General features: G+C 71.2%; 4 protein-coding genes. 3 read left to right on the forward strand and 1 reads right to left on the reverse strand.

Translation table 11 applies throughout. The features are described 5' to 3' along the window. Nucleotides 1-136 precede the first annotated feature (136 nt). Together IE134_RS07350 and IE134_RS07355 are read left to right on the forward strand one after the other, a co-directional pair. Entirely contained in the window at nucleotides 137-1588 is a 1452-nt protein-coding gene (locus IE134_RS07350; protein ID WP_229823367.1) for an NAD(P)/FAD-dependent oxidoreductase, read from the forward strand. 312 nt (nucleotides 1589-1900) lie between these two features. Further along, the gene (locus tag IE134_RS07355) at nucleotides 1901-3565 is read left to right on the forward strand and encodes an ATP-binding SpoIIE family protein phosphatase (RefSeq protein ID WP_030707743.1); all 1665 of its coding nucleotides are present in this window, start codon (nucleotides 1901-1903) and stop codon (nucleotides 3563-3565) included. Nucleotides 3566-3603: 38 nt separating this feature from the next. Here IE134_RS07355 and IE134_RS07360 read toward each other — a convergent pair whose 3' ends face one another. Further along, complete coding sequence (locus IE134_RS07360; RefSeq protein WP_030707745.1) at nucleotides 3604-4938, reverse strand: MFS transporter; 1335 nt, start codon at nucleotides 4936-4938, stop codon at nucleotides 3604-3606. Nucleotides 4939-5070: 132 nt separating this feature from the next. Here IE134_RS07360 and IE134_RS07365 point away from each other — a divergent pair, with 132 nt between their 5' ends. Beyond that, nucleotides 5071-5628, forward strand: coding sequence for a MarR family winged helix-turn-helix transcriptional regulator (locus tag IE134_RS07365; protein WP_006125761.1), 558 nt, complete (start codon nucleotides 5071-5073; stop codon nucleotides 5626-5628). The last annotated feature ends 372 nt before the right edge of the window (nucleotides 5629-6000 follow it).

The following is a 6000-nucleotide window of genomic DNA, read 5'->3' on the forward strand; positions in this document are numbered from 1 at the left end:
CCGTGCGTAGCGCCTGACCTGCACGGCTTCCGTTTTCCACCGCCGACGGGCTCCGAACACCGCTGCCGGTCCTCCGGTCACACAATTTGCCGGGCCTGTGGACAAACCACTGACTCCGTTGCGTCATGGGGTGGTGATGGCTCCAGATTCCCCGGGGACGACCCCCGGCAACCGGCCAGGTGTGCGCATTCTCGTCGTCGGCGGCGGCTACGTCGGGATGTACACAGCGCTGCGTCTCCAGCGGAAGTTGAAGCAGAGACTGAAGAGCGGCGACGCCGAGATCGTGGTCGTCACGCCCGAGCCCTACATGACGTACCAGCCCTTCCTCCCCGAAGCGGCGGCCGGCTCGATCTCGCCCCGCCATGTCGTCGTGCCGCTGCGCCGGGTCCTCAAGGACTGCACGATCGTCATCGGTGAGGCCCAGCGCGTCGACCACGCCAAACGGACCGCGACCGTCACCACCCTCGCCACCGGCGAGGACGGCACCGGGGCCCTGGAGATCGGGTACGACGAGATCGTCATCGCCCCCGGGTCCGTGTCACGCACCCTGCCGGTACCCGGTCTCGCCGACTTCGGCATCGGTTTCAAGACCGTCGAGGAAGCCATCGGGCTGCGCAACCACGTCATCGAACAGATGGACATCGCCTCCGCCACCCGCGATCCCGCGATCCGCGACGCCGCTCTGACCTTCGTCTTCGTCGGCGGCGGCTACGCGGGCGTCGAGGCGCTGGCCGAGCTGGAGGACATGGCCCGCTACACGGCGCGGTACTACCACAACATCAAGCCGGCCGACCTGAAATGGATCCTCGTCGAGGCCTCCGGACGCATCCTCCCCGAGGTCGGCGAGACCATGGGCACCTACGCCATCGGCGAGCTGCGCAGCCGGAACATCGACGTACGCCTGGAGACCCGCCTCGACACCTGTGAGGACCGTGTCGCCGTCCTCAGCGACGGCTCCCGCTTCCCCACCCGCACCCTCGTCTGGACCGCGGGCGTCAAACCGGCACCCCTGCTCGCCGCCACCGACCTGCCCCTCACCGAACGCGGCCGGCTCCGCTGCACCGCCACCCTCGGCGTCGAGGACATGCCGCACGCCTGGGCCGCGGGCGACGCCGCGGCCGTACCCGACCTGACCGCCTCCGAACCCGGCCGCGAGACCGCACCCAACGCCCAGCACGCCGTGCGCCAGGCGAAGGTCCTCGCCGACAACGTCCTCGCCTCCGTCGACGGCAGGCCGCTCACGGAGTACCGCCACGCGTACGCCGGTTCGGTCGCCTCCCTCGGCCTGCACAAGGGCGTCGCCCACGTCTACGGTCGCAAGCTCAAGGGCTACCCCGCCTGGCTGATGCACCGTACGTACCACCTCAGCCGGGTACCGACGTTCAACCGGAAGGCACGCGTCCTTGCCGAATGGACCCTGTCCGGACTGTTCAAACGCGAGATCGTCTCCCTCGGCTCGCTGGAGCACCCCCGCGCCGAATTCGAACTCGCGGCGGGAGGCGGCGGTTCCGGCACCCCGGGGCTGCCCGGCCCCAGCCGCTCGAAGGGTCCCGAAGAACCGCCGAGGGACGGCCGGACCGACAGCTGACCGGCTGTCCCGACCGACAGCTGACGGTGGGTCCGGAGAGCCGGCTGACGGCCGTTCACCGGGCGGCCCGGCGGCGACTGTCAGTACGGTCGGTCACACTGGACGTGTGACCATAGGTGGGCCCACACCTGCACAGAGTGACCCGGTCGGCAGTGACCATCAGTGACCAGCAGCGACGCACCGACAGCACGACGAGGCCCGGCTGCGCCTTCCCGGGGGTACGGCCCCCGGAGCCCCGAACACGGCCGAGGAAACGGCAGAAGAAGCAGCCCGCCCGAGCGGACCAGACCGACACACGAGGCCAGAAATACCGTGAACTTCACGCGTTGGAGCGCCCGCCTTCCCGGAACGCAGCGCCGAGCCGCCGCGCGGGACGACCGCAGTTCCGTGCCGGCCGCCCGAGCCGAGTACGCCCGGCCGGAGGGCACGCCCGCCCAGCCGGACGACGACGCCCCGGCGCCTTCCGGCACCGCCACGGCGGAGGGCCTCCCCGGGCCCGCCCTCGACGACCTCTCCGCCCGCGAGATCCTCGGCCGGCTGCCCGCGCCCGTCGCCCTGCTGCACGGCCCGGACCACCGCGTCGCGTACGTCAACGACGCCTACGAGGCCGCGTTCGGCCCCCGCCCGTCCGGCGTCCCCGCCGCCGAGGCCATGCCCGAGCTCGACCGGCTCAGCGTCCTCCCGCTGCTCGACCAGGTCCTGCGCAGCGGCACCCCCCGCACGGTCAAGTCCCGCAGAACCACCGAGGGCGGCTCGTACACGGTGACCTGCACCCCGATCGCCGGAGAGGACGGCGTCCTCGTCTACGCGGCCGACGTCACCGACCACGCCGAAGCCGCCGAACGCCTGCGCACCAGTGAGCGCCGCCACCGCGAAACGGCCGTCACCCTCCAGCGCTCCCTGCTCCCGCAGGAGCTGGAACAGCCCGACGACCTCCGCATCGCCGCCACCTACCAGCCCGGCGGCACCGACGCCGCGGTCGGCGGTGACTGGTACGACGTCATCACCCTCGGCGCGGGCCGCACCGCCCTGGTCATCGGCGATGTGATGGGCCGCGGGGTCCGGGCGGCCGCCGTGATGGGCCAGCTCCGCACCGCCGTCCGCGCCTACGCCCGCCTCGACCTCCCGCCGCACGAGGTGATCCAGCTGCTGGACGTCCTCGCCGCCGAGATCGACGCCAGCCAGATCGCGACCTGCGTCTACGCCGTCCACGATCCGAACGAGGGACAGCTCGTCTACGCCTCCGCCGGACACCTCCCGATCCTCGTCCGCGACGAGGACGGCACCGTCCACCGCGCCGCCGACCCCACAGGACCCCCGCTCGGCACCGGCGGCTGGGTCCACACCTCGGGCACCATCGCGCTGCCGCCCGGCTCGACCGCGGTCCTCTATACGGACGGCCTGGTCGAACGGCGCAGCGAGGACATCGACGAGGGTGTCGCCTCCCTGGCCCGGGCCCTCTCCGGCGCCAAGGGATCGCCCCAGGTGGTCTGCGACCGGCTGATCCGCTCCCTCGGTGTGACCGCCGAGCACGACGACGACGTGGCGGTCCTGGTCGTCCAGCACCCCGCCCGTACGGGGGCCGACGCGGAGCTGTTCCACAATGCCGCGCTCGATCTCCTCGGCGGCATCGAGGCCGCCCCGCGCGCCCGCGCCTTCGCCACCGGCGTCCTGACCTCCTGGCGCTTCCCCGTCGAGCTCCGCGACCTCGGCGTCCTCGCCACCAGCGAGCTCGTCGCGAACTCCCTCCAGCACGGCACCCCGCCGATGCGCCTGGGACTGCGGCGTACGGACCGGCGGCTGATCATCGAGGTCACCGACGGCGACGACCACCTGCCGCGCCGCCGCCAGGCCGAACCGGCCGACGAGGCGGGACGCGGCATCTCGATCATCGCCTCGATCGCCACCTCGTGGGGCAGCCGGCGCACACCCGGCGGCGGTAAGGCGGTCTGGTGCGAGTTCGCCCTGCCGCAGTGAAGCAGGGCGGCAGGGCGAACGTTCTTCGTCAGGTTCGGTCAGTGACCGGCGGAAGCCGGGGCGGGAGCGGCTGCGGTGTTCTTGACGGCCGCCGCGCCGTCCGCACCCTCGGGCAGTGACACCGCCACCACCCGCGAGGGAACGGCCGCCAGCGACGGCTGATCCTGTACGGGTGTGAGCCGGCGCCCCAGCCGCAGCGCGAGCACCGTGATGCCCAGCGAGAACAGCACGAACGTCACGATGTACGGGCCGTGCAGCGACGCCCCCATCGGACCGCCGACGGCCGGACCGACCGCGAGCGCGAGCTGCTTGCACAGGGCGAACGCCGAGTTGTACTGCCCGACCATCGACTCCGGCGCCAGATCGGCGACCAGCGGGGCGACGGTCGGCGACAGCATCGCCTCACCCAGCCCGAACAGCGCGTACGTGGAAATGAACGCGGCCGTCGCCATGGTCTGGCTGCCGTGGCCCAGCCCGGCGTACCCGGCGACGATCCAGGCGAACGCCCAGATCAGGCCGACCGCAGCGATGACCCGGCTACGCCGCCGCCGCTCCACGAGCCGCAGTACGACGAACTGGGCGACGACGATGACGGCGGTGTTGGCGGCCAGCGCGAAGCCGAGGGTGGAGGGCTGGATCCCGGCGGCCTCCGTGCCGTACGCGGCGAGCCCGGACTCGAACTGCCCGTAGCAGGCGAAGAACAGCACGAAGCCCAGCACGCACAGCTGCACCATGGCCCGGTGCGAGAGCAGCGCCCGCATCCCGCCGCCCTTGGCAGCGGCGTCGCCCGAGGGCCTGGCCCCGCCGAGGGAAGCCGTACGGGGCATCCGCACGGTGGTGACGACGACACCGAGCACCACGAACATCGCGGCCTCGATCAGGAAGAGCATGGTGAAGCTCGCCGGACGGTCCACGTCCACGAGCTGCCCGCCGACGAGCCCGCCGAGGCCGAGCCCCAGGTTCTGCAGGAAGAACTGCATGGCGAAGGCGCGCGTACGGGTCGCGGTGCTGGAACACCACACGAGCATCGTGGCGAGGGCCGGCTGCATGACGGCAGTGCCCGCACCCAGGACCGCGGCGGCCAGCACGGCGGCCGGAACACTGCTCGCGAACCCCAGGGCGGCGGCGCCCACGGAGGCCAGCGCGGAGGCCACCACCAGCACGGGCAACGGGCCCCGCCGGTCGATGGCCCGCCCGGTGAACGGCAGAACGGCCAGCGCTGCCATCGCGAAGACCGCCAGGACGACCCCCGCCGTCCCGGCACCCAGATCCCGTACCTGCGCCACGTAGACGTACAGATACGGAACGGTGAACCCGAGCCCGAACGCGCTCAGCGCGCTGCCCAGCTGGATCCGCCGCAGCGCTGCGCCCATCTCCCTGGTCACACTCACCTACCTCAAGATCTTGAAGGAATCAGACTCGAAGACTTTAGCACTAAACTTAGAAGGTGAAAACTTCAGCCTGAAGGACTTCAAGGGTGGTGGAGGCGTGCCATACTGCCCGCCATGTCCGAGAGCACCGAGGAGCCCGGCCCCAGCGAGCCGAGCCTCGACGAACAGATCGCCGCCTACCAGCGCGAGTTCCGCGACCTCGACCCCCAGGTCGAACAGGTCGTCTCCGCACTGGGCCGCCTGAACCGCCGGATGAACGTCGCGTACGGGAGGCAGGTCGCCGCGCTCGGCATCAGCAACGCCGAGTGGGAGGTCCTCAAGACCCTGGTCCTGTCGGGCGCCCCCTACCGGCTGGGCCCCGGCGAACTGGCGAAGCGCCTCGGACTCACCCCGGCCGCCATGACCCACCGCATCGACCGGATGGCGGGCGAGGGCCTGGTCACCCGCGACCGCGACGAGAACAACCGGGTCCGCGTCATCGTCGAGCTGACGGATGAGGGCCGTACGAAGTGGCTCGAGGCGATGCGCATGGCGAGCGACTTCGAGGAGGACCTCCTCCAGGACCTGTCCGGCGACGAGCGAGGCGTCCTCGGCGAGCTGCTGGTCCGCCTCCTGCGCCGGGTGGAGCACGCCCAGCCGGACGCCGGCGGCCGGCTCACCGACCTGGACTGAGGGCCACGCGAGAGGCCACGGCCGGGACCGCTGGGGAGGGTTGACACACCCCTGGTGGATCCGTAAAGTTCTCCGAGTTGTCACGGAGCCGAAGGTTCCGGGGCAGCCATCCCGCCGCGAACGCGGCAACCAAACTTCAGCACGATCTCCCACTCGGGATGATTTCGGCATGCCGGAATTCACGACGAGGGCCCGATTATGAGCCGCCGGGAGAATCCGCTAGGGTTTGAGCGTCGGAACGGCCCAACAGCCATGAAGACAAGCCCCGCTGACTGGGAATCAGGCCCGAACGGATCTGATAGAGTCGGACTCGCCGGAAAGGGAAAACGCGAAAGCGAAGAACCTGGAAAGCGAAACTGCACGGCCCGCTTC

The organism is Streptomyces rubiginosohelvolus (assembly GCF_014649875.1).
Lineage (GTDB): Bacteria > Actinomycetota > Actinomycetes > Streptomycetales > Streptomycetaceae > Streptomyces > Streptomyces rubiginosohelvolus.